General features: G+C 72.1%; 23 protein-coding genes. 15 read left to right on the top strand and 8 right to left on the bottom strand.

Translation table 11 applies throughout. The features are described 5' to 3' along the window. Positions 1-201 precede the first annotated feature (201 nt). Positions 202-1,344, top strand: a complete 1,143-nt coding sequence (locus AB0I89_RS23020; RefSeq protein WP_357130211.1) for a geranylgeranyl reductase family protein — start codon at positions 202-204, stop codon at positions 1,342-1,344. Positions 1,345-1,375: 31 nt separating this feature from the next. After that, positions 1,376-2,146 (top strand): isoprenyl transferase, encoded by a 771-nt coding sequence (locus tag AB0I89_RS23015; protein WP_357130208.1) that lies wholly within the window; start codon positions 1,376-1,378, stop codon positions 2,144-2,146. Positions 2,147-2,151: 5 nt separating this feature from the next. On the opposite strand, the gene otsB is transcribed toward AB0I89_RS23015, so the two are convergent. From otsB to AB0I89_RS23000, 3 genes are all read right to left on the bottom strand, one after another. Continuing rightward, positions 2,152-2,976 carry a trehalose-phosphatase gene (gene otsB / locus AB0I89_RS23010; RefSeq protein WP_357130205.1) on the bottom strand — a complete coding sequence of 275 codons (825 nt, stop codon included), beginning with the start codon at positions 2,974-2,976 and terminating at the stop codon, positions 2,152-2,154. A 67-nt stretch (positions 2,977-3,043) separates the two neighbouring features. Next, on the bottom strand, positions 3,044-3,397 hold the full coding sequence (locus AB0I89_RS23005) for a hypothetical protein (protein WP_357130202.1): 354 nt from the start codon (positions 3,395-3,397) through the stop codon (positions 3,044-3,046). Positions 3,398-3,559: 162 nt separating this feature from the next. Next, on the bottom strand, positions 3,560-4,003 hold the full coding sequence (locus tag AB0I89_RS23000) for an XRE family transcriptional regulator (protein ID WP_266248891.1): 444 nt from the start codon (positions 4,001-4,003) through the stop codon (positions 3,560-3,562). A 264-nt stretch (positions 4,004-4,267) separates the two neighbouring features. Between AB0I89_RS23000 and AB0I89_RS22995 the strand changes: the two genes are divergently transcribed. The 7 genes from AB0I89_RS22995 (at position 4,268) to AB0I89_RS22965 (ending at position 11,310) form a co-directional block, all read left to right on the top strand. Beyond that, the gene (locus AB0I89_RS22995) at positions 4,268-4,624 is read left to right on the top strand and encodes a hypothetical protein (protein WP_355048876.1); all 357 of its coding nucleotides are present in this window, start codon (positions 4,268-4,270) and stop codon (positions 4,622-4,624) included. A gap of 31 nt (positions 4,625-4,655) precedes the next feature. Next, positions 4,656-5,009 (top strand): hypothetical protein, encoded by a 354-nt coding sequence (locus AB0I89_RS22990; protein ID WP_357130198.1) that lies wholly within the window; start codon positions 4,656-4,658, stop codon positions 5,007-5,009. A 432-nt stretch (positions 5,010-5,441) separates the two neighbouring features. Next, a complete protein-coding gene (locus AB0I89_RS22985; RefSeq protein WP_357130195.1) occupies positions 5,442-6,857 on the top strand; it encodes a PhoH family protein in 1,416 nt (471 codons plus the stop codon). 278 nt (positions 6,858-7,135) lie between these two features. Beyond that, positions 7,136-7,810, top strand: a complete 675-nt coding sequence (locus tag AB0I89_RS22980; RefSeq protein WP_357130192.1) for a lytic transglycosylase domain-containing protein — start codon at positions 7,136-7,138, stop codon at positions 7,808-7,810. 108 nt (positions 7,811-7,918) lie between these two features. Continuing rightward, the gene (locus AB0I89_RS22975; protein ID WP_357130188.1) at positions 7,919-8,572 is read left to right on the top strand and encodes a rhomboid family intramembrane serine protease; all 654 of its coding nucleotides are present in this window, start codon (positions 7,919-7,921) and stop codon (positions 8,570-8,572) included. A 105-nt stretch (positions 8,573-8,677) separates the two neighbouring features. Continuing rightward, positions 8,678-9,646 carry an NAD(P)/FAD-dependent oxidoreductase gene (locus AB0I89_RS22970; RefSeq protein ID WP_357130186.1) on the top strand — a complete coding sequence of 323 codons (969 nt, stop codon included), beginning with the start codon at positions 8,678-8,680 and terminating at the stop codon, positions 9,644-9,646. A 65-nt stretch (positions 9,647-9,711) separates the two neighbouring features. Then, positions 9,712-11,310, top strand: a complete 1,599-nt coding sequence (locus AB0I89_RS22965) for a hypothetical protein (protein ID WP_357130183.1) — start codon at positions 9,712-9,714, stop codon at positions 11,308-11,310. Between the two features lie 86 nt (positions 11,311-11,396). Here AB0I89_RS22965 and AB0I89_RS22960 read toward each other — a convergent pair whose 3' ends face one another. Together AB0I89_RS22960 and glpX are read right to left on the bottom strand one after the other, a co-directional pair. Continuing rightward, complete coding sequence (locus AB0I89_RS22960) at positions 11,397-12,371, bottom strand: DMT family transporter (RefSeq protein WP_357130180.1); 975 nt, start codon at positions 12,369-12,371, stop codon at positions 11,397-11,399. Further along, the gene (glpX, locus tag AB0I89_RS22955) at positions 12,368-13,399 is read right to left on the bottom strand and encodes a class II fructose-bisphosphatase (protein ID WP_357130177.1); all 1,032 of its coding nucleotides are present in this window, start codon (positions 13,397-13,399) and stop codon (positions 12,368-12,370) included. Before glpX ends, AB0I89_RS22960 begins: the two co-directional genes overlap by 4 nt. Before the next feature lie 158 nt (positions 13,400-13,557). Here glpX and AB0I89_RS22950 point away from each other — a divergent pair, with 158 nt between their 5' ends. From AB0I89_RS22950 to AB0I89_RS22940, 3 genes are all read left to right on the top strand, one after another. Continuing rightward, positions 13,558-14,313, top strand: coding sequence for a DUF4245 family protein (locus AB0I89_RS22950; protein WP_357130174.1), 756 nt, complete (start codon positions 13,558-13,560; stop codon positions 14,311-14,313). Between the two features lie 116 nt (positions 14,314-14,429). After that, positions 14,430-15,242 carry a hypothetical protein gene (locus AB0I89_RS22945; RefSeq protein WP_355048866.1) on the top strand — a complete coding sequence of 271 codons (813 nt, stop codon included), beginning with the start codon at positions 14,430-14,432 and terminating at the stop codon, positions 15,240-15,242. Positions 15,243-15,476: 234 nt separating this feature from the next. Beyond that, entirely contained in the window at positions 15,477-16,328 is an 852-nt protein-coding gene (locus AB0I89_RS22940) for a hypothetical protein (protein WP_357130170.1), read from the top strand. 42 nt (positions 16,329-16,370) lie between these two features. On the opposite strand, the gene AB0I89_RS22935 is transcribed toward AB0I89_RS22940, so the two are convergent. Both AB0I89_RS22935 and xseA read right to left on the bottom strand, forming a co-directional pair. Continuing rightward, positions 16,371-16,592, bottom strand: a complete 222-nt coding sequence (locus AB0I89_RS22935; RefSeq protein ID WP_355048864.1) for an exodeoxyribonuclease VII small subunit — start codon at positions 16,590-16,592, stop codon at positions 16,371-16,373. Positions 16,593-16,622: 30 nt separating this feature from the next. Continuing rightward, complete coding sequence (gene xseA, locus AB0I89_RS22930; RefSeq protein WP_357130167.1) at positions 16,623-17,888, bottom strand: exodeoxyribonuclease VII large subunit; 1,266 nt, start codon at positions 17,886-17,888, stop codon at positions 16,623-16,625. A 108-nt stretch (positions 17,889-17,996) separates the two neighbouring features. On the opposite strand from xseA, the gene AB0I89_RS22925 reads away from it, so the two are divergent. Further along, positions 17,997-18,995, top strand: a complete 999-nt coding sequence (locus tag AB0I89_RS22925; protein ID WP_357130416.1) for a 4-hydroxy-3-methylbut-2-enyl diphosphate reductase — start codon at positions 17,997-17,999, stop codon at positions 18,993-18,995. Positions 18,996-19,052: 57 nt separating this feature from the next. Then, on the top strand, positions 19,053-19,481 hold the full coding sequence (locus AB0I89_RS22920; RefSeq protein WP_357130164.1) for a hypothetical protein: 429 nt from the start codon (positions 19,053-19,055) through the stop codon (positions 19,479-19,481). Between the two features lie 16 nt (positions 19,482-19,497). Here AB0I89_RS22920 and AB0I89_RS22915 read toward each other — a convergent pair whose 3' ends face one another. Continuing rightward, positions 19,498-20,646: a DNA recombination protein RmuC gene (locus tag AB0I89_RS22915; RefSeq protein ID WP_357130161.1), complete on the bottom strand. Its 1,149-nt coding sequence runs from the start codon at positions 20,644-20,646 to the stop codon at positions 19,498-19,500. A 54-nt stretch (positions 20,647-20,700) separates the two neighbouring features. Here AB0I89_RS22915 and AB0I89_RS22910 point away from each other — a divergent pair, with 54 nt between their 5' ends. Then, positions 20,701-21,570 carry a hypothetical protein gene (locus AB0I89_RS22910; protein WP_357130158.1) on the top strand — a complete coding sequence of 290 codons (870 nt, stop codon included), beginning with the start codon at positions 20,701-20,703 and terminating at the stop codon, positions 21,568-21,570. Positions 21,571-21,634: the final 64 nt, after the last annotated feature.

Raw genomic sequence — 21,634 nt, 5'->3', positions numbered from 1 at the left:
GGGCGCCAGAGCGGCAGCCGTGTGGGCGGGCGGCAGAGCGGCAGCCGTGTGGGCGGGCGGCAGAGCGGCGGCCGTGTGGGCGGGCGGTCAGGGGGCAGGATGACGGGTGACGTCGGTCACCGTGGCCGGTGTCGACGGCCCAGGTGATCGCCGGGCGGGACGGGTACGAGCCGTGCCGCCCCGGTCGGAGGGAGGCGCGCGGTGAGCGACGAGTTCGACGTGGTGGTGGTCGGTGCCGGGCCGGCCGGGGCGGCCGCCGCCCTGACGGCCCGCCGGGCGGGTGCCAGCGTGTTGCTGCTGGACCGTGCCGATTTTCCCCGGGACAAGGCGTGTGGCGACGGGATCGCTGCGCACTCGGTGGACGTCCTCAACGAGTTGGGCGTGACCGAGGCGGTGGCCGGGTACGCCCCGCTGCCCGCGCTGCGGATGGTCGCTCCGGGCGGCCAGGCGGTGGCTCGGGCGCTGCCCCGGCCGGCGTACACCGTGCCCCGGGAGGTCTTCGACGCGCGGCTGGTGGCCGCGGCGGTGGCCGCCGGCGCGCAGTTGCGTCGGCACAGCGTCCGCCGGGTCCAGCCGCGTGGCGACCGGGTGGTGCTCGACGGAGAGCTGTCCGGCCGGGTGGTGGTGGGCGCGGACGGCGCCGGGTCGGTGGTGCGCCGGGCCCTCGGCCACCCCGTCAACCCCGACCGGCACCTCGCGCTGGCCATCCGTGGGTACGCGCCCGCGCTGCCCGGCCCACCCGAGCAGCTCATCGTGACCTCCAAGGCGCGCTGGCCGGCGTACGCCTGGTCGTTTCCGATCGGCGACGGGCGGGCGAACGTCGGGTACGGGGAGGTGCTGCGCGGCGAGCCGCTGAGCCGCGCCTACCTGCTGGATCGACTGGCCGCGCTGCTGCCCGGCACCGACCTGTCGACGGTGACCGCGTTGCGCGCCCACCACCTGCCGCTGTCCACGCACCGGCCGGCGCCGGGTCGGGACCGCACCCTGCTGGCCGGCGACGCCCTGTCGCTGATCAATCCGTTCACCGGGGAGGGCATCTTCTACGCGCTGCTCTCCGGAGCGTTGGCCGGGGCCGCTGCGGCTCGGGAACCGGAGGCGGCGGCTCGCCGCTACGCTGCGGGTCTGCGTCGCCGCCTCGGCACACACCTGCGCCACAGCTCGGTGGCCGCCTGGTTGGCGCGGCGGCGACGAGTGGTCGACGCCGCGGTCCGGGCGGCCCGTCGGGACGACCGGGTGTTCGACGACGTGGTCGAGTTGGGGCTTGGCGACGGGCGGCTCACCGCCCGTACGCTGGGCATGATCGGCATCGAACTGTCCGGCGGGGATCGCCCTCCGAAGGGGTGATCCGGCGGGCGGGTCGCTACGCTGCTAGGTGATGACGCTGCGGAACCTTATCTACTCCGTGTACGAGCGCCGGCTCACCGCGAAGCTCGCGGGCAAGCCGGTGCCCCGGCACGTCGGGGTGATGTGCGACGGCAACCGCCGGTGGGCCCGCGAGATGGGCTACGTCGACCCGAACGACGGGCACCGGGTCGGCGCGGCGAAGATCAAGCATGTCCTCGGGTGGTGTGACCAGGCCGGTATCGGCCACGTCACGCTCTACCTGCTCGCCACCGACAACCTGCGCCGCCCGGCCAGCGAACTGGACCCGCTGCTGCAGATCATCGAGGACCTGGTGGTGGAGCTGGCGGAGGAGGGCAACCCCTGGCGGCTGCGCATCGTCGGCGCGCTCGACCTGCTGCCCGCCCAGACCGCCGCGGCGCTCAAGGGCGCCGAGGAGCGTACCCGGGACCGCAGCGGCGGCGCGGAGGTCAACATCGCGGTCGGCTACGGCGGCCGGCGGGAGATCACCGATGCCGTCCGCTCGCTGCTGCTGGAGCACGCCGCATCCGGCGGCACCCTCGAGGAGTTGGCCGAGGTGCTGGACGTCGAGCACATCGCCGAACACCTCTACACCCGTGGCCAGCCCGACCCCGACCTGGTCATCCGTACGAGTGGGGAGCAGCGACTGTCCGGGTTCATGCTGTGGCAGTCCGCGCACTCGGAGTTCTACTTCTGCGAGCTGAACTGGCCGGATTTCCGGCACATCGACTTCCTGCGGGCGCTGCGCTCGTACGCCACCCGTCAGCGCCGCTACGGCGCCTGACGGCCTCAGGGGAGCTGGTCCAGGGCCCGGGTCAGGAAGTCCCCCAGCGCGGCCGGTGACTCGATGGTCAGGTCGGCCGCGTCGGCCACCTCCTGGCCGGTCTCCGGGTTGGCCACGGCCACACAGACACCGAAGAAGTCCGGGTCGCCCTCGGCGCGGGCGCGTAGCGCCGCGAACGCCTTGATGTCGGAGACGTCGTCGCCGAAGTACCAGGCGCCGCTGGCGCTCTGGACCACCTCGCCGATCACCATTCCCTTGTCCCGGTCGACCGGTGGCTTGAGCTCCAGCACCATCCGACCGGCCTGCACCCGCAGCCCCAGGCGGTCGGCCTGCGCCTGACCCCACTGCTGCACCGTCGCACCGAGCTGCGGGGCCGTACGCCAGTGCAGCGCGACGGAGAGCCGCTTGAACTCGACGAGGGCGCCGGGTGGCAGCTCCTCGCGCGCCAGGTCGGCCAACTCGGCCATGGTGGGCACCCAGGGCAGGGCGGTGGGCTCGGTGACGGTCTCACCACCGGAGTGGCTGTGCTCCAGGCCGTAGAGGCCGTACAGGTCCACGCCGCTCAGCTCACCGAGGCGGTCGCGGAGGAACTCGACGGGCCGCGCGGAGACGATCGCGATCCGCCGCACCACCGGGGCCAGCGCCTCGATCGCGGCGAGCGCGTTCGGCGCGGGACGGACCGCCGTCGGATCGTCGTCGACGGGCGCGAGGGTGCCGTCGAAGTCGAAGAAGAGCACGGTCCCATCGGCCCGGCCGGCGGTTATCTGCCAGGCCTGGTCGGCGTTCAACGGGGTCCTCGGCTGGTGGTTGCCCAGATTCAACGGCGGCACGCGCGTCAGCGTACCCCGGCGTTGGAGGCTCATTCCTGGCCGAGCGGACCCACCCGGCGGCGCTCGGTCAGCGTTCGGCGGCTCCTCGTCCACGGCGTCCGAACGGCACCACCGCCGCCTCCTGTCCGTGGCTGAGCAGGTAGCCCTCCACGAACCCGGTGTTTCGATCCCCGGTGTGGGTCTCGATTTCGTTGAGGCGTGCCACCAGGAACTCGGTGAGCGCGCTGAGCCGGTCGTTGAGCCGCTCGTGCAGTTCCGCGACGACGGCCAGGATGACCGCCGTACCGGCGCTGGTGAGCGCGAGAAGGTTGACGAGCAGCGGCAGCTGCCCACCGTTGACCGCGAGGGTCACCACGTTGCCGGTCGCCCACAGTGTCATCGACACCGTGGCGACCACGACTCCCCACCACTTCAGGGTCATGGACAGACCCCTCCTTCTGTCCCGCAGGGCTAGGTTCGGCCTTGTCCCGTCCCCCCGCCGATGACGAGCCCAAGCAGTACGAATAGGGACGCTAGCGTGCCCGTTCCTGCCCCGGAGCGAAACGAATGAACCTGACCAGGCGTTCTTTCGCCATCTGAGGAACTACCCGGCTTGATTGCCTCTATTTCGGACATCGACCGGCAGCGTTGGGCGGTATGCGAGGTATCTAATGGTTTCGCGGATGTGGAACTTCTCCGCGTCCGACACGTTCGGGTCGACCAGGCGGCGCAGCAGGGCCTCCACGTCCGGGTCCATCGGAGGGGCCGGCTGTCCGGCGCGCGGGCCGCTGGCGGTGCGGTCCCAACCCAGCGCGGCGAAGGCGGCGGCGGGGTTCAGCCCCAGGCCCTCGCAGAAGGCGACCACCCGTTCGGCCTCGGGGTCGCTGGCCCAGTCGCCACGGACCCACCGGTTGATGGTCTGCCGGGAGACGCCGGTACGCCGGGACACCTCGGTGCCGCTCCAGGCGCGCGTGGCCCGCGCCTCGTCGAGGGCGCGCCGAACGAAGGTGGCGAAGGCGATTTTTCGCGCGTTGGCCGTCTCGGTCACCCCGTGACGGTACGACCAGCCGTCAGCGGATGTTTGCCCAGGCACGCTGCTGTCACGCGGACGTGACGGCACTCTCGGATTCGTAACCAACGATCCAGCGCCGCTTTCGAGGGGTGTCACCCGGGCAGAATAGATGCCCGTCGTGGCGAATGTAAGGGGACGAAAAGCTGATACTGTCACGCTCATGGGACAATCTACGGTGTGTCACGTGCATGAGACGACTGGTGCTCACATGCGTCACGCCCCCGGTGCCGAGGGGGTGTGGTGACCGAGCTCGCCACCCGAGCCCAGGCCTTCGGGCTGATCGCCGAGGGAGTGGCAGCGGGGCTGAGTGCCCCGTGGCGCCTCTACCTTGCCCGAGGTTGCCGATACCTGTCGCTGAGCGTCGGCGACCGCACCGAGTGGAACGCCTGGCGTACCCACCTCGGCTGCCCCGAGTTGAGCGTCCGGGTCTACGACGCCGGCGGGGAGATCCGTCGATCCTCGGTCGCCGAGGTCGTGCTGGACGGCTGTCGGATCACCGTCGAGCTGGTCGAGGAGGTCAGCACCGACGACCTGGACCGGCTGCTGGTCGCGGACCCCACGGCCGACCCCACCACGGTCGAGCCGGAGGAGCGATGAGCCGGCGTCCGGGCCGGGCGGGGGGCGCCCGATGAGCCCGTTCCTCGTGGTCTTCCTCGTCCTGGTGCTCGGTGCCACCAGCTACGCCGCCGGTCGCCTGCACGGCCAGCTCAGCTACCGCATCGGCTATCGCTTCGGTTACCGCCAGGGTTACTTCGACGGGGACCGGGGCGCCTGGAACCGCCGCCGTCGCGACGCCCAGGCGGCGATCGCCTCCGCGTTGTCGGTCTCCTCCCCGGGGGCCGTCCGCTCCGCCGGCACGGTCGTCCGCCCCGACGCGGTGACCCGCCCCGGCACCACCTACACCGGCTCGTCGTTCACCGCGCCGGCTGCCCCGATCACCGGGCGGCACCCGACCGGCACGCTCGTTCGACGAACCGGCTGAGCCGGCTGGCGGGTCGCCTCCGAGCGTCCCGCCGACCGGCACGCGGGAACGCGGTGCGTCGTCCGCGGCGGACACGCACCGTCGGGGCCACGTCAGACCGGTGGCGGCGGCCCCGCCGGCCGGGATGCGCGCAGGGGGCATGCATCCCGGCCGGCTCGCCGCGCCCGGCCGCCACGGTGCCGCACGTCGCGCGTCGTCCCGCGCCGGCTCGTCGGTCCGGCGCTGTTCACACGGCCGTCTCCAGAGATCCACGATCGCCCCTAGCCGGGACGGTCCTGCGCCGCTAGCGTCTAGGCATGGCGCGGGGTTCTCCCGAGCCAGCCGGTCCACCCGGATCTGCGACCTCGCGCACGGGGTTCCGCATCCGACCCCTCCGGGCACCGGACGAGGCGGAAAACGGGTGGCCGGGTGCCCATCCGTCGGAGCAGGCCTGTGACGACTCGCCGTACCACCGCCGGTGCCGACCAGACCCCGGCCGCGACTGCCACGACCCGCCGCGCCGCCCGGAGCCGCCGTGCGGCGGACGCCGCGCCGGCCGAGAACAAGGAGCCCCGACCAGCGGGGCAGGCCTTCGTTCTCGACACCTCCGTGCTGCTGTCCGACCCGGCGGCGTTCCACCGCTTCGCCGAGCACGAGGTGGTGCTGCCACTGGTGGTCATCACCGAGTTGGAGGGCAAGCGGCACCATCCGGAGCTGGGCTGGTTCGCCCGGCAGTCGTTGCGGATGCTCGACGAACTGCGCATCCGGCACGGCCGCCTCGACCGACCGGTACCCGCCAACGACGCGGGCGGGACGCTGCGGGTGGAGCTGAACCACACCGACGACGGCGTACTGCCCCCCGGGTTCCGCACCGAGAGCAACGACGCCCGGATCCTGTCGGTGGCGCTCAACCTCGCCGCCGAGGGGCGGGACGTCACGCTGGTCAGCAAGGACATGCCGCTGCGGGTCAAGGCCGCCTCGGTGGGTCTGCGCGCCGACGAGTACCGCCACGGTCAGGCCAGCGACCCGACCTGGACCGGCATGTCGGAGATGGAGCTGGGCGAGGAGCAGATCGGCCAGTTGTACGCGGGCGAGACGCTCGACCTGGACGAGGCGGCCGGGCTGCCCTGCCACACCGGGCTGGTGCTGCACTCGGCGCGCGGCTCGGCGCTCGGGCGGGTGCTGCCCGACAAGTCGGTCCGCCTGGTCCGGGGCGACCGTGAGGCGTTCGGGCTGCACGGCCGCTCGGCCGAGCAGCGAATCGCCCTCGACCTGCTGCTCGACGAGACGATCGGGATCGTCTCGCTGGGCGGCCGGGCCGGCACCGGCAAGTCGGCGTTGGCGCTCTGCGCCGGCCTGGAGGCCGTGATGGAGCGTCGCCGGCACAAGAAGGTGATCGTCTTCCGCCCGCTCTACGCCGTCGGTGGTCAGGAGCTGGGCTATCTGCCCGGGTCGGAGTCGGAGAAGATGTCGCCCTGGGCGCAGGCGGTCTTCGACACGCTCGGCGCGGTCGTGCACGAGAACGTGCTGGAGGAGGTCACCTCGCGGGGCATCCTCGAGGTGCTGCCGCTGACCCACATCCGGGGGCGCAGCCTGCACGACGCCTACGTGATCGTGGACGAGGCCCAGTCGTTGGAGCGCGGGGTGCTGCTCACCGTGCTGTCCCGGATCGGGCAGGGGTCCCGGGTGGTGCTCACCCACGACGTGGCCCAGCGGGACAATCTGCGGGTCGGCCGGCACGACGGTGTGACCGCGGTGATCGAGGCGTTGAAGGGCCATCCGCTCTTCGCCCACGTCACGCTCAGCCGTTCGGAGCGGTCGCCGATCGCCGCCATGGTGACCGATCTTCTCGAGGACATCCCGCAGTGATGGGGGTTTTGTAGCATTTCGTCCCTATTCTAAGTGTGGCGCAGATCACAAACGGCGCGGTCGGTTTCCCATGTGCCTCACTGTGCGCGATGGTGTCCCACGAGCGCCCACGCACCACAGGCATCGTCGGTGATCGCTCGCCCGAGGTCAGGGCGGCATCAGTGGCGATCGGTGCGTCGGCGCGACCGGCTCACCGGTCGGGGCGCTCACGGCACGGCTGAGGGCTGACGTGGCCCGGCGCCGCGCCGTGTCCTTGCCCCCGACGAAGGGACCACTTCGTGAGTCGGCTGTGGAGCCGGTTGGGTGCCCGTACGGCCGCTGTCGCGTTGCTCTCCGTGGGCGTCGCCGGTGGCTTCTACCTGGGCGAAGACCGGGAAACTCAGCAGCAGGGCCTGACCGCGCAGGTCGGCGTCGAGGTCGACCGCGTCGACTTCGCCTACCAGCGCGAGCGCCAGGCCAGCCACCAGGTCGCGTTCGCGCGGCAGCGGGCCGCCGAGTACCAGGCCAAGCTGCGGGCGGCCCAGGCGGCCAAGGAGGCCGCTGAGCGGGCCCGCAGGGCCGAGGCCGCCGCCGCGTCGCGCAAGCGCGAGCGGGAAGAGGCGGAGAAGGCCGCCAAGCCGTACGACGGGCCGATCCCGGCCTCCTGCGCCGAGTACAGCGGCAACCGCAAGATCGGTTGTGCGCTGATGCTCGAGAAGGGCTTCGGCATCGCCGAGTTCCCCTGCCTCGAGAAGCTCTGGACCAAGGAGAGCGGCTGGAACCACAAGGCCGCCAACCCCATCGGCGCGTACGGCATTCCGCAGTCACTGCCGGGCAGCAAGATGGGCACGGTCGCCGACGACTGGCGCACCAACCCGGCCACCCAGATCATCTGGGGCCTGGGCTACATCAAGGGCAAGTACAAGACGCCCTGTGGCGCCTGGACCTACTTCCAGAACAACAACCACTACTGACGACGTACGACGGCGGGGCGGGTGGGCGACCACCCGCCCCGCCGTCGCGCGTAACCCCGGTCAGGACGTGAGTGGCGGTCGGCCCCTTTTGCTGATAGCAGTTGGGGGGTGAGCCTGCATCCGCCAAGCGGCGACCCGTTCCGGTTCGGCACCGAGGCGTTCTACGCCGCCCTCGGCCGGGCCTTCGTCGCCATGTGCGCGGTGGTCCCGTTCCTCTTCCTCATCGAGGCGATCGACCAGGGGCTCGCGTTCGGCCTGGACGCGACCGCCGGCATCATCCCGCACCGCATCGACGGCCTCGACGGTGTCTTCTTCTCGCCGTTCCTGCACCACGGCTTCGACCACCTCTACAGCAACAGCATCCCGCTGATCCTGCTGGGCACCTTCGTGCTGGCCGCCGGCGCCCGGCGGTTCCTGTGGTCGACCCTGGTCATCATCCTGGTCTCCGGCCTCGGGGTCTGGTTCACCGGCTCACCCAACTCGGTGGTGGTCGGCGCGAGCGGGGTGATCTTCGGCTACCTGGGCATCCTGCTCACCCGCGGCATCGTCGAGCGCAGTTGGTGGAACTTCGCCGTCTTCCTGCTCGTCGGCCTGCTCTACGGCTGGCAGCTCGTCGGCATCCTCCCCACCGACGAGCGGATCTCCTGGCAGGGGCACCTGTTCGGGTTGCTCGGCGGCGTGGTGGCCGCGATCCTGTTCCGCCGCCGCCGACCCACGGTGGACGGTCCGGACTACTCGGGATCCACCCTCAGCCTGCCCTGACCTGCTTGTCGGCGCGCCCCTGGGACATGCTTGCCCGACCGCCGCGCCCCGCCTACCGTCGAGATCAGCACGCGTTGATCCGCGAGCGGAAAGCGACGGTACGCCATGCGCGAGGTCGATGTCGCCGTGATCGGAGCCGGTCCCGCCGGCCTCTTCGCCGCGTACTACGCCGGGTTCCGGGGCCTGTCCGTGGCGGTGATCGACGCCCTTCCGGAGCCGGGCGGCCAGGTCACCGCCATGTACCCGGAGAAGCTGATCCTCGACGTGGCCGGCTTCCCCGCCGTCAAGGGTCGTGACCTGGTCGCCAACCTGGTCGCCCAGGCGGCGCCCTTCGCTCCGCGGTACCTGCTCGGCACGAGGGCCGAGAAGCTGTCGTACACCGATGACCGGCCGGTGCTCGGCCTGGCCGGCGGTGAGCAGCTCGGCTGCGGCGCGGTCGTGGTCACCGGCGGGCTCGGCAGCTTCAGCCCACGGCCGCTGCCCTGCGCCGACGGCGCCCCCGGTGCCGGCATCGTCTACTTCGTGACCGACCCGGCCGAGCTGACCGACCGGGACGTGCTCATCGTCGGCGGCGGCGACTCGGCCTTCGACTGGGCGCTGGCCCTGCAACCGCTGGCCCGCTCGGTGACCCTCGTGCACCGTCGGGAGAAGTTCCGGGCGCACGCCTCGACGGTCGCCCGGGTGCTGTCGCTGCCGGTGCGGGTGATCGTGAACGCCGAGGTCACCCGCCTGATCGGGGACGCTGAGGTGACCGGCGCCGAGGTGACCGTGCGCGGCGGCGCGGCCGAGACCCTGCCGGTGGACACGGTGGTCGCCGCCCTCGGCTTCACCGCCGACCTTGGCCCCCTCGCCGAATGGGGGCTCCGGCTCGACCGCCGGCACATCGTGGTGGACAGCGCGATGGCGACGAACCTGCCGAGGGTCTTCGCGGCCGGCGACATCACCGAGTACCCGGGCAAGGTGCGCCTGATCGCCACCGGCTTCGGCGAGGCCGCCACGGCCGTCAACAACGCGGCGGTCGCCATCGACCCGAGCGCGCACCTGTTCCCCGGGCACTCCTCCGACGTGGGCTGACGGTCGGTATCGCACACTGACCGGTTCGTGTCCGGTTCGAGACGGGTCGAATGGACCCTGAGGGAATGACGGGGACCGGGAAGGCACGTGATGGCGCACCCACGACGCTGGCCTGGCTCTGCCACCCGACGACTCTGCTCGCGCTCGTCCTCCTGGTCCTCAACGACCGGCTGTGGAAGGCGGCGTATCCGGGCCTGGTGACGGGCAAGCTGAGCGACCTGGCGGGCCTGGTGCTCGCTCCGCCGCTGGTCGCGGTGCTGCTCACGCTGCTGGCGCCGCGGCTGCCGGCCCGCAGGGCCGCGCTGGTCGGCCTGGTCGCGGTGGGCGCCGGATTCGCGGTGGTCAAATCCAGTGGGTACGCCGCTGAGCTGGCCTCCTCGGCCTGGACCGCACTGGCGGGACCGTCACTGGTCCGGGCCGACCGGACCGACCTGTTCACGCTGCCGGCACTCGGCCTGGCATGGTGGAGCTGGACGCGGGCGCGGAGGCGACCCGTGCGGCACCGGACGGCCCGGCTGGTCCGGTTGCTGGTGGTCCTGCCACCGGCGGTGTTGGCGGTGGCCGCCACCAGTGCGGCCTGGTTTCCGTACGCGCTGGGTACGACGATGCTTGACGGCCGTCCGGCGATCTCGGTCGGCGAGGGCTCCGAAGACGCGTCGTTCTGGCCGGACGACCCGGCCGACGGCCAGTGGGCGGTCAGCAACGACGGGGCGGTGACCTGGCGAAACGCCACCGTTGACGAGACGGGACGGCTGAACAGCCAGGACTCCCCGCGTCAGCGGGCGTGTGCGCCGGAAGACCCACCGCGCTGCTACCGGGTGATACCGGGGCACCTTCGGGTGGAGCAGAGCGACGACGCCGGCGTGACCTGGCAGGTTGCCTGGGAGGTGCCGGACCCGCGGCGCGACGCGTTGGCCCAGCGCTATCCGGCCCCCGGCGACGCCCGCCGTCACTTCTCCTCCCGGGAACTGGTCGTCTATCCACACCTGGGCGGCGGCCACGAGGTGCTGGTCGCGAACGGTCGGGACGGCTTCCTGCGTCGCCTGTCGGACGGCGGGTGGCGGCGCGTCGGGTTCCTCGGTGAGCAGCCGTCCGCGACTGGTCCGCCCGAACTGCCCCCGCTGCGCGACGGCGGGCGGGTCCAACGCGGGGTCGACGTCTGGCTCGCGTTCGGGCTCGCGTTGCTGCTCGGCTGCGTGGTCACCGTATTCGCCGGTCATCTGGCGATCCGACGTGGCGGTGGCGGTCGCGGGTGGGGGATCGCCGGTGCCGTCACGATCGTGCTGGCCGGACTCGTGCTGGATGCCAGCTGGCCCCGGGTCGACGCGACGAGCGTCGTGGTCACGGTGCTGTTCCTGGTCGTGCCGTTGGGCGCGCTGGCGGCGGGCGCGCTGCTTCTCGTCGCGTGGCTCAACTTTGCTCCGGGACACTGGGTCGGGTTGGCCGTGGGTGACCTGCTGCTCACCGTGATCCTGGCCTCGCTACCGCTGGCCGGCTGGGTGAACGGCACACTCGGGCAGACCTGGGTGGCCGTCGCGCTGGCCGGGCTGGCCACCGTGCCGGGCCTGCTGCTGGCGGTCCGGCTCGCGAGGCTGGCCGACCCGGCCCGCGAAGAGAACCGGCGCGATTCGCCGCCCTACCCGCCCTACCGGGTTGCGCCTTGATCCACTCGGGTTCTTGAACATCGGGGCGTCGGAGGCGGTGGGACAGCGCGGTTTCGATGAACCAGAGTGGATCGAGCTGCCAACGGTCACGGCTGGGCGGCGGGTGGGGCCAGGGCGGTTATCAGCACGGCCACCAACGTCAGTGCCGCCCCGAGCAGGCTGTTCACGCTGGGGTGCGAGGCCGCTGTGGGCAGCACCAGATCCAGCAGTACGGCCCCCACGATCTGGCCGGCGATGGTGGCCAGGCCGAGCAGCAGCACACCTGTCGTCCGCACGATCGCGGCGGCGATCGCGATGAACACGATGCCGATCGGGCCGCCCAGGTAGAGCCACGGTTCGTTCGGCGCGTGACCGGTCGGCCAGCCGCGTACGGCGATGTCGACCGCGAACGCGACCAGCAGGGTTGCCGTGCCCACGGCGAAGTTCACCAGCGTGGCGGTCAACGCGCTGTCGGCCGCCCCCCGGACCTGCCCGTTCACCGCCTGCTGCCAGGCGATGCCCACCCCGGCCAGCAGGGGCAGCAGCGCCAGCGCCAGCCCGCCCGGATCGCCGAGCCGGTCACCGACCGCCAGGACGACCGCGAGCACCGTGAGCACCGCGCCGGCCAGGCGCTGTCGGGTGACCGGCTGCCGACCGGTCGGGCCGATGCCGGCGCGGTCGACGGCGAGGCTGCTACCGGACTGGCCGGCCACCACCGCCACGGTGAAGACCGCCACCCCCAGCGAGCCGATGGTGAGCCCCTGCGTGGCCACCAGCAACGCCCCGCACATTCCCCCGAGGCACTGCCACGGGCGCAGCGTGCCGGCCGTGAGGGCCCGCCGTACGGCGAGCAGCCCTCGCCGCCCGCCAGGGGTTGCCGGCACCAGCACCAGCAGCACCACCAGGCCCAGCCCGAAGGAGACCACCGCGGCGGCGAAACCATCGGCCAGGCGTACGCCCAGCTCGCCGTTGATCCGAGACTGCGCCGCCACCGCGACCCCGGCGACCGACGCCAGCGCGACACCGATGATCCGGCGGGTGGCTGGCAGGGTCGGCGGAGCCGCGGTGCCGGTGCCGCTCACTCCTGTTCGGCTAGCGGGCGACCGTCGAAGTCGACCGCGGAGTAGAGCGCCAGCTTCTCCAGCCGGTGGTACGAGTCGATGACCCGGATGGTGCCGCTCTTCGAGCGCATGACGATCGACTGGGTGTACGCGCCGCCGGCCCGGTACCGCACCCCGCGCAGCAGGTCACCGGAGGTGACACCGGTCGCCACGAAGAAGCAGTTGTCCCCGGTGACCAGGTCGTCGGTGCCGAGCACCCGGTCCAGGTCGTGCCCGGCGGCGAGGGCCTTCTCCCGCTCCTCGGCGTCGCGCGGCCACAGCTTGGCCTGCATGGCGCCACCCATGCACTTGAGCGCGCAGGCCGAGATGATGCCCTCCGGGGTGCCGCCGATGCCCATGAGCACGTCGACGTCCGACTCGCCGCGGGCCGCCAGGATGGAACCGGCGATGTCGCCGTCGGAGATGAACCTGATGCCCGCGCCGGTCCGGCGGATCTGGGTGACCAGGTCTTCGTGGCGGCTGCGGTCCAGCACACAGACGGTCACCTCGGAGACGTCGGTGCCCTTGATCTTGGCGATCCGGCGCAGGTTCTCGCTGACCCCGGCGTTGATGTCGATCACGTCGACGTACGCGGGACCGACCGCGAGCTTCTCCATGTAGAAGACCGCGCTGGGGTCGAACATCGCGCCTCGCTCCGAGACGGCGAGCACCGCGAGGGCGTTCGGCATGCCCTTGCTCATCAGCGTGGTGCCGTCCACCGGGTCGACCGCGACGTCCACCTCCGGGCCGGTGCCGTCGCCGACGTGTTCGCCGTTGAAGAGCATCGGGGCGTTGTCCTTCTCACCCTCGCCGATCACCACGACGCCGCGCATCTGGATCGAGTTGATCAGTTTGCGCATGGCGTCGACAGCGGCGCCGTCGCCGCCCTCCTTGTCACCCCGGCCGACCCAGCGGCCGGCGGCCATCGCCGCGGCCTCGGTGACCCGGACCAGGTCGAGGGCCAGGTTGCGGTCGAGATCCTGTGGGATCCGGGTCCTGGTGTTCGTCATGACGGCTGCTCCTCCTCGCGACGGTGCGGGGACGGCCGGCGGCGAAGTGGCGTCGCTGCCGGCTTTGTCGCTGATCCTCACACGATGGCCGACCGAGCGCCGGTGCGGGGCGGTGATGGGCCGGATACCGCCGGTCGGGCGGCTGCGAAGATGGCAGGGTGGAACCCGCACAGCCTGCTGACCGCGTACCCGCCGACCAGACGCCGCCCGACGGCCAGCCGCCGGCCGACCTCCCGGACGCCCCCGGCGCCGGGCCCGCCGCGACGGGCCCGGTGGATCCGACGGCACCGACCACCGGCGAGCCGGCCCTGGTCGCCGACGAGGCGACCCCCGTGGCCGAGCCGGCCCACGTCGGACCGGGGCCGGCGGCCCGGCCGTCGCCGCCCCGGGCAGCCGCGACGGCGGGCAAGTCCGAGCGGTCACCCAAGGACATGGCGATCTCGCTGCTGGTGCTGCTCGTCCCGATCGCCCTGCTGCTGGCGTTCTACCGGGGTTTCCTGGGCGGCGACGAGGCCACCACCGTCGACCCCGCCCCGGCGATCGAACAGGCGCGGTCCGCGAACGCGGTCCCGGTGAGCGAGCCACACGGGCTCGGCTCCGGATGGCGTACGGTCAGCGCCCGCTACCAGAGCGTCGAGGGTGGCGCGACGCTGCGGATCGGCTACCTGACGCCGGAGGGCAGGGGTGTGCAGCTCGTGCAGAGCAGCGTGCCGGCCGAGCGGCTGCTGCCGGCCGAGCTGACCGACCAGGGGCAGCCACAGGGGCCGACCGAGTTGAGTGGGCGCACGTGGCAGCGGTACACGGCCCGGGGGAACCAGCAGGCGCTGGCCCTGCTGGAGCCGACCCGCACGGTGCTCGTGATCGGTGACGCGCGGGACAACGAACTGCGGGAGTTGGCCGGCGCGCTGGGCTGAGGAGTCCACAGTCGAGGAGGCGCACGCCGAGGGGGCCGGTCCGGTACGCTCCCTCGGCTCGGTCCGGCCCGCACGCGGTGGCCGGACCATGTCCCCTTTTGTGAAGTGAGAACTCAGTGAACATTCGACGGTGGAGCTTCGGCTTCCTCGCCGCCACCCTGCTCGTCCCCGGCCTGGCCGCGTGCAAGTCCGACGCTGCCGAGCCGGCCGCCGCCCCGAGCGCCTCCGCTCCGGCCGTACCGGCCGACCCGAAGGAGGCGCTGCTCGCCTCCACGAAGGAGATGGCCAAGGGCGACTTCACGTTCACCATTGCGGGCGCCGACCTGACCGGCGGTGGCCTGGTGCACAAGCCCAGCAACAGCGCGCAGTTGACCATGAAGATGGGCGACGCCTCCCAGGACGTGTCGATGGAGATGGACCTCATCTACATCGACTCGGAGAGCTGGGTGAAGATGGAGCTCGGCGGCGAAATGGCGGCCATGGTCCCCGAGCTGGCGAAGAACAAGGGCAAGTACCAGCACCTCGACAAGACCAAGGCCAAGGAGATCAAGGACTTCCAGCTCGACCCGGAGACGTTCGACCCGGTCGACAGCGAGACCCTGGTCAAGGGCGTGACCGAGGTGCAGAAGACCGGCGAGGGCAGCTACGCCGGCAAGATCGACATCAGCGCCTCCGCGGAGTCGGTCGCCCTCGACGAGGACGTGGTCAAGGCGCTGGGCGCGCAGGCCAAGTCGCTGCCGTTCACCGCCAAGCTGGACCCGCAGGGTCGCCTCACCGAGCTGGTCATCTCGGTGCCGGCCGCCGGCGAGACCGCCGCGCACGACATCAAGATCGGATACGCGGGCTACGGCGCCGGGACCGGCGCCCAGAAGCCGCCGGCGGACAAGGTGGTCGAAGCCCCGGCGGAGACGTACGAGATGTTCAAGTAAGCCGCACGGCGGGCCGGGGCGACCAGAGGTCACCCCGGCCCGCTCTGTTCGGCACCGGTTGCCCGCAAACAACCGGACAACAAGGGTGATTGTCCGACGCGTCGACAGGGAACAAGAAGAGAGCGATCCGGGCGCGCCGCTCGGCCCGGATTGTGCGACGTGGCCGAAGGGCTGCCGCGTCGCCCGGTTTCCGGCGCCGACCAGGTAGTCGGGTGACCCCCTTGGGAGACACGTATGACTGTTCGACGACTGGGTGCCGGCCTGGTAGCCGCCGCCCTGTTCACGCCCGCCCTGGCCGCCTGCGCCGGTGGCACGACCGGCACGGCCGGGTCAACCGCGTCCCCGACGGTGAGCGCGTCCGGGGCGCCGAGCCAGTCCGGCGGTGCGCCGGTGTCCGGCGACGCCAAGCAGGCCCTGCTCGACTCCACCAAGGCGATCAGCGACGGCAACTTCCGGTTCACCCTCTCCGGCGCCGGGTCCACGGCCGAGGGGCAGGTGCACCAGCCGAGTCAGAGCGCCGCTCTGAAGTTCGCCATCGGTGGCCCCTCCTCCGACCTGGCCATGAAGCTCGACGTGATCCACGCCAAGCCGGACAGCTGGGTGAAGCTGGAACTGACCGGCCCCACCGCCGACAGCCTGCCCGCCATCAAGCAGCTCAACCTCGGTAAGTACCAGCACCTCGACCAGGCCCGCGTCAAGGGCAACAAGAACCTCGGCTTCGACTTCGACAAGGTCGACCCGGCCGGCAGCGCGGTGCTGACCCAGGGCATCACCGAGGTCCGCAGCACCGGCACCGGCACGTACGCCGGCACCATCGACGTCACCAAGGCCGCCGAGGCGGGCTCGCTGAACGCCGCCACGATCGCCGCGCTGGGCACCCAGGCGAAGACGGTCCCGTTCACCGCGAAGGTCGACCCGCAGGGCCGGCTGAGCGAGCTGGCGCTGCAACTCCCGGCCTCCGGCCAGACCACGGCCCAGGAGATCAAGATGACGTACTCCGACTACGGCTCCGCCACCCCGGCGCAGAAGCCGCCGGCGGACCAGGTCGTCGAAGCGCCCGCCGAGCTGTACAGCCTGTTCAACTGACCGTCGTACGGGTGGGGTGGCTCCGGCCATCCCACCCGACGGTCAGGCGGACGGTTCCTGACGGGCGGCGTCGATTCGCGCCCGCGCACCGTCCAGCCAGCGCTGGCAGATCACCGCCAGCGCCTCGCCGCGCTCCCACAGCGCCAGCGACTCCTCCAGGGACGTGCCGCCGGCCTCCAGCCGCTCGACCACCGAGGCCAGTTCGGCGCGGGCCTGCTCGTAGCTGAGCCGCTCGTCCGGCCCGGCCTTCGTGTCGTCAGTCATCGCGTCCATCTCAGCACACCCCGGTCGGTGTCACTTCGTCGCCACGTCCCCGTCGACCGTCGCGGCCAGCTCGCCCTCGGCGAGGCGTACCCGGAGCGGGTCGCCCTTGCCGACCTCGGCCGCCGCCCGGACGACGTGCCCGTCGGCGCGCTGCACGATCGCGTACCCCCGGTCGAGCGTCGCGGCGGGGGAGAGGGCGCGCAGTCGGGCCAGGGTGTGCCGCAGGTCGTCGTCGGCGGCCGCGACCCGGTGGTCCAGGCAGCGCCCGGCGCGTTGACGCAGTGCGGCCAGCTCGGTCGCACGGTGCTCCACCATCACCTGCGGCCGGGCCAGCACCGGCCGGGAGCGCAGGCTGTCGAGGCGGTGCGACTCCCGGTCGACCAGGTTGCGCACCGCCCGCTGGAGCCGGTGCCGGGCCTGACCGATGAGGCGTACCTCCTCGGTGAGGTCGGGGACCACCCGCTTGGCCGCGTCGGTCGGGGTGGAGGCCCGCAGGTCGGCGACGTAGTCGATCAGCGGCGTGTCCGTCTCGTGGCCGATCGCGCTGACCACCGGGGTACGACAGCCGAAGACGGCCCGGCACAGTGCCTCGTCGGAGAAGGGCAGCAGGTCCTCGATGCCGCCACCACCCCGGGCGATGATGATCACATCGATGCTCGGGTCCGCGTCCAGGACCTTGAGCGCGTCCACGATCTGCGGCACGGCCGACGGTCCCTGCACGGCCACGTTGACCGTCCGGAACTCCACGGCGGGCCAGCGCCGGCGCGCGTTCGTCAGCACGTCCCGCTCGGCGGCGGACGCCCGGCCGGTGATCAGACCGATCCGGCCGGGCAGGAACGGCAGCCGACGCTTGCGGGCCCGGTCGAACAGCCCTTCGGCGGCGAGCAGCTTCTTGAGCTTCTCCAGCCGGGCCAGCAGCTCACCGAGACCCACCTGGCGGATCTCGTCGGCCCGCAGGCTCAACGTGCCCCGGGCGGCGTAGAACTCCGGCTTGGCGTGCAGCACCACCCGGGCACCCTCGCGCAGCTCCGGCGCGCCGGCGTCGAGCACGTCCCGGTTGGTGGTGACGGTCAGGCTCAGGTCGGCGGACGGGTCACGCAGGGTCAGGAAGACGGTGGTGGCCCCGGGACGGCGGCTGATCTGCGCTACCTGCCCGTCCACCCACACCCAGCCCAGCTTGGCGATCCACGCCCCGACCTTCTGCGAGACGACACGAACAGGCCAAGGCTCCTCAGCGCTGCTCCGGCCCTCACTGCCCCCACCACCCACCCCACCCACACCACTCACCCCACTCACCCCCCAACCCTACGGAGGCCCTCGGTGATCAAGAAGTTTGCGTCGGATCCGGGCGCGTTTCTGACGCGAACCTCTTGATCACCGGGATTTGGGCGCGGGTGCGGGGGGATCAGCGGCACGTACGATGGGGGGGTGACTGATCTCCGGACTGGTAAGCGCGTGCTTTTGGCCAAGCCTCGTGGCTACTGCGCGGGTGTGGACCGTGCGGTGCAGACCGTCGAGGAGGCGCTGAAGCTGTACGGCGCCCCGATCTACGTCCGCAAGCAGATCGTGCACAACAAGCACGTCGTGCAGACCCTGGAGTCCCAGGGCGCGATCTTCGTGGAGGAGAACGAGGAGGTGCCGGAGGGCTCGACCGTCATCTTCTCCGCGCACGGCGTGGCGCCCGAGGTCTACGAGCAGGCGCGGGAGCGTTCGCTGAAGGCCATCGACGCGACCTGCCCACTGGTCACCAAGGTGCACCAGGAGGCGAAGCGGTTCGCCGCCGAGGACTACGACATCCTGCTGATCGGCCACGAGGGGCACGAGGAGGTCGTCGGCACCGCCGGTGAGGCGCCCGCGCACATCCAGCTCGTGGACGGCCCGGACGGCGTCGACAAGGTCACCGTGCGGAACCCGGAGAAGGTGGTCTGGCTCTCCCAGACCACGCTCTCGGTGGACGAGACCCTGGAGACGGTCGCCCGGCTCAAGCAGCGGCTGCCACTGCTCCAGTCCCCGCCCAGCGACGACATCTGCTATGCCACCTCCAACCGGCAGCACGTGGTCAAGGAGATCGCACCGGAGTGCGACGTGGTGATCGTCGTCGGCTCGACGAACTCGTCCAACTCGGTCCGCCTGGTCGAGGTCGCCCTGGACGCCGGCGCGCGCGCCGGTCACCTCATCGACTTCGCCCACGAGATCGACGACGCCTGGCTGGCCGACGCCCGCACGGTCGGCGTGTCCTCCGGCGCGAGCGTCCCCGAGGACCTGGTCCGCGATGTGCTGGCACATCTGGCCGAGCGCGGCTTCGCCGACGTCGAAGAGATCACCACCGCCAACGAACGGCTCACCTTCTCGCTTCCGCAGGAGCTGAAGCGGGACATGAAGGCCGCCGCGGCCCGCGGCTGACACGATCCAGCGCCAGCGCGGCGGAACGCCGGGCCCGTCCCGTACGTCGAAGACGGCATGAGGACATTTCGGCTCGTCGTCCCCGCTCTGGTCGTCTGCGCGGCGCTGAGCGCCTGCGGTGAAACCGGCGGTCCCGCCACCCCCGGCGGACCGTCGGCGACGACCGGGCAGCCCGCCTCCGCGTCGCCGAGCACTCCCGCGTCGCCCAGCAGCCCCGAGTCGCCCAGCACCCCCGCCCCGCCGATCAAGTCGCCGGGCGGGCCCACCGTCCCGCCGCCGGTCGGCGCCACCGAGCTCACCGGCACGATCACCGCCGGAGTGGAGCCGAACTGCGTTCTCCTCGACGGGTACCTGCTGGTGGGCGGGCCCCGGGACGTGCTGACCGCCGGTGCCCGGGTGACCGTCACCGGCCGGGTGGAAAAGGGCACGATGACCACCTGCCAGCAGGGCATCCCGTTCGTCGTCGAGAGCGCCAACCGGCGTTAGGGAAACGGCCCCCCCGTCAGCGGTCGGCGTCGTTGAGCAGCTCCGGAGCCTGCGGCTGGCGCGGGGTCAGCTCCACCTGGGCGGGGGCCGCCAGCTCCTCGTCCGAGACGCCCAGCTCGGCGAGCTTGCGGGCGCTGACCAGCACCCGCGCCTCCAGCGAGCCGACCGCCCGGTTGTACGCGGTCACCGCGCCGGTCAGCGACGATCCGAGCTTGCCCACGTGGTCGCCGAGGGTGGCGAGCCGGCCGTACAGCTCCCGGGCGAGGGTGTGCACCGCCACCGCGTTGCGGGCCAGCGCCTCCTGCCGCCACGAGTAGGCCACCGTGCGCAGCAGCGCGACCAGGGTGGCCGGCGTGGCCAGCACGATGTTGCGGGCGAACGCGTGCTCCAGCAGCGTCGGATCGCGTTGGAGGGCGACGTCGAGGAACGGGTCGGCCGGGACGAACAGCACCACGAACTCGGGCGAGCTGTCGAACGCCGACCAGTACGACTTGGCGGCCAGGGCGTCGACGTGCCCGCGCAGGTGTCGGGCGTGCGCGTCGAGGTAGGTGTCCCGGCCGCGCTCGTCGCGGGCCTCCATGGCCGTCAGGTACGCGTCGAAGGGCGCCTTCGCGTCCACCACCACGGACCGGCCGCCGTGCAGGCGTACCACCAGATCCGGGCGGACGACCTGATCGTCGGTGGCGGCGGTCACCTGCTCGGAGAAGTCGCAGTGCTCCAGCATGCCGGCCGCCTCGACGATCCGGCGCAGTTGGTGCTCGCCCCAGCGGCCCCGCACCTGTGGCGCGCGCAGCGCGGCCACCAGTTGCTTGGTCTCGGTGCGCAGCTCACCGGAGACGACGTTCATCGAGCGGACCTGCTCGCGCAGCTCGGCGTACGCGTCAACGCGGTCGTGTTCCAGCTCGGCTACCCGCTGCTCGTAGCGGCGCAGGCTGTCGTGCAACGGCGCCACGGCTCGGGCCACCGCCTCCTGGGACTGCGCCGTCGCCTCGTAGCTCAACGCCCGCATGGACTGCTCCAGCCGCCCCTCGCCCTCGCGGGTGGCCGTCAGGGTGGCGTCGAGCCGGGCGATGTCGGCCGCCGACCGGGACCGGGCCGCGTACCAACCCACCGCCCCGCCGGCACCGAGGCAGACGACCACCACCAGCAACGTCGAGACGTCCATCACCGGAGCTTGCCAGACGGGTGCGACGTGACACCCGGGGGTACGTTCGTTGACATGGAAGCTCTGCTGTGCCTGGTGGTCGTCGCCGCCGCCGTGGTGGGTGCCGGCCTGCTCGCCTACTCCCGGTCCAACGCCCAGCGGCGTGTCGCGCTCGGCGACGCCCGCGCCGAGGCGCAACGGTGGTACGAGCGCCTCGGCGGCCAGTTGATGACCCTGCAGGGTGAGGAGCCCGCCGTCCGGCAGGCGCTCGCCGACGCGGGGGAGCGCTACAACGCGGCCGGCTCGCAGTTGGAGCAGGCGCGGACGCCGAACCAGTTCGCGCTCGCCCGGGAGACCGCGCTGGAGGGGTTGGCGTACATCCGGGCGGCGCGGACGGCGCTGGGCATCGACCCCGGCCCCGAGGTGCCGGCGCTGGCCGCCGCGCGGGGCGTCGGGCAGCTCACCAAGGAGCGCGAGGTCGACGTGCAGGGCCAGACCTTCCGGGCGGGCCCGCAGCCCGGTCGGGACACGCCCTACTACTACCCGGGTGGGCGGTACCAGGGTCGGCCGGTGCCGGCCGGTTGGTACTCGACGCCGTGGTGGAAGACCGCGCTGGGCGCGGGCGCCGGCGTGCTCGGCGGCATGCTGATCGCCGACGCGCTGTTCTCGCCGGCCTTCGCCGATCCGGGGTACGGCTACGACCAGGGCTACCAGGAGGGCTTCGGCGACGGCGCCGACTACGCCGACGACCAGGGCGGCGACGCTGGTGACCAGGGCGGCGACTACGGCGACCAGGGCGGCGACTTCGGTGGTGGCGACCAGGCGGGTGACTTCGGCGGCGGCGACTATGCCGGTGGTGACTTCGGCGGCGGCGGTTTCGGTGGCGGCGACTTCGGTGGTGGTGGCGATTTCGGCGGCGGCGACTTCGGCGGTGGTGACTGGTGACGGGCGCGGAGCGCTGAGCGACATACGAAACGGGCCCCGGTCGACTCGACCGGGGCCCGTTGCC

The organism is Micromonospora sp. NPDC049801, from assembly GCF_040656575.1.
Taxonomy (GTDB): domain Bacteria; phylum Actinomycetota; class Actinomycetes; order Mycobacteriales; family Micromonosporaceae; genus Micromonospora.
This window is presented reverse-complemented; position numbering and strand designations above follow the sequence as displayed.